Origin of the sequence: Candidatus Thiosymbion oneisti (assembly GCF_900092655.1) — a bacterium.
Classification (GTDB): Bacteria; Pseudomonadota; Gammaproteobacteria; order Chromatiales; family Chromatiaceae; genus Thiosymbion; species Thiosymbion oneisti.
This window is the reverse complement of record NZ_FLUY01001229.1, coordinates 1-1,771: the sequence shown is the minus strand read 5'-3', so window position 1 is coordinate 1,771 and position 1,771 is coordinate 1. Positions and strand designations below refer to the sequence as shown.

The following is a 1,771-nucleotide window of genomic DNA, read 5'->3' as shown; positions in this document are numbered from 1 at the left end:
CCCACGCTGGAGCCTGGGGAGCCAGCCGAAAATCAATGCCATTAGAAAATCAATAGGTTAGTTTTTAGACAGCCTCTAAGGGGAAACCCCTCGATTGACACGAATCAAGGGCATACCAGGCATAGCGCAGATAACATTTTTTCTTTGCTTACGGAGTTGGATGATGCCAGAGATACTTGCCAATATTCCCCGCAAGCGGATGAGCCTATTCGTGCTTGGATTCCGGCCCTTTTTTCTGGGCGCAGGATTCTCGGCTTTGCTCTTGCTGGCCGCGTGGATCGGTATGCTCGAAGCCTGGATTCCTTTCGGATCTTACTACAGCGGCAGCACCTGGCACGCTCATGAGATGCTTTTTGGTTACACAGCCGCGGTGATCGCCGGATTTCTGCTTACTGCGGTACGCAACTGGACCGGCATCGAAACTCCTACCGGCATCGCACTGGCTGCGTTGACGGGTCTGTGGCTCGCGGGGCGCATCGCCCCCTTCCTCCCGCTGCCGGAAGTTGCCGTTGCGGCCTTGAACGTCGCCTTCTTCCCAGCCCTCGCGCTTAGCCTGTACCAGCCACTTTGGCACGGACGGAACAAGGTCAACCGGGTCTTCCTCGCCCTGCTTGCCGTCATGACCCTTGCCTCACTCCTGGTCCACCTCCAGGCGATCGGAGTTACCCAGGATACTGCGCCGCGAGGGATCCGCTTAATGCTCGACGCTACCCTGCTAACGCTCTTGATCGTCTCCGGCAGGGTCATGCCCTTCTTCACGGAGCGAGGGGTGGCAGGCGCTCGACCGCGGAGTCGAGTCATCGTGGAGCGGTTCACCTTCGCCCTCGCCTCCCTTTGGTTGGTCACCAACCTGCTGCTCCCGTCGTCGGAGCTCGCGGGCGCGATCGCGTTATCGCTTGCGTTGGTTCAGGCCATGCGTCTTGCCGGCTGGCACGACGCTCGAGTCTGGAGCATACCCATCCTTGCCGTGCTCTACGCAGGGTACATTTGGTTGATTGTCGGGTTCGCCCTCGATGGGCTTGCCGGCCTGGGTCACTTACCAGCGTTCCCGGCGTTCCACGCCCTCACGGTCGGCGCTCTCGGGGGATTCACCCTCGGCATGATGGCGCGGGTCTCGCTCGGTCACACGGGGCGCGCGATGCGCTCGTCCATGCTTACGAACATTGCCTTCATCCTCCTGAATGCGGCAGCCTGGTTCAGGGTCTTCATGGCGCTCTTCTTTCCCGCGCAATACGGGACCTGGACGCTTGCCTCCGGGACCCTGTGGACGCTGGCCTTCGCGCTCTTCCTTTGGGTCTACGTGCCGATCCTGATCGCCCCACGTGCGGACGGTCGGCCGGATTAGCAGGCGCGTGGAGCTTCGCTTACGGTCTGATAGGAAACGATCGGCAGTTGCTCGCCGCCGCTTTGGATTCGGCAAGGCTCCATCCCCAACCAGGCATTGCGGCCAGGGGAAAGCACCGTCGCCGCGGCGCGGGTAAACTCTGACGCTTGGGCTCCTAAGCAACCACTACTGGTATTCCCTGTCGGTGCAGCTCGATTCGCCCGCGCCGCTTTGCCGGCGCACTCTAGGGCGTGTTGACATTTAATCTGATATCTACGCCCAACCAGCTGTTGGAGAGCCAGGTAGGTCGAAATTGGGTATGGCGCGTCCTGGTCTACCTGGCTGATGCGATTCGTAAATGTCAACATGCCCTAGTGTAGTGCGCCATTCTGTTTGGAACTTAAGCGGCGATTGCGCGCGTCGGGCGTCAAATCGATCGCGGCGCCA

At 60.3% G+C, this 1,771-nt stretch carries 1 protein-coding gene; it reads left to right on the top strand.

What is annotated here, in order from left to right; all coding sequences use genetic code 11:
• Window positions 1-160: 160 nt before the first annotated feature.
• Window positions 161-1,345: an NnrS family protein gene (locus BQ17_RS12745; RefSeq protein WP_256091589.1), complete on the top strand. Its 1,185-nt coding sequence runs from the start codon at window positions 161-163 to the stop codon at window positions 1,343-1,345.
• Window positions 1,346-1,771: the final 426 nt, after the last annotated feature.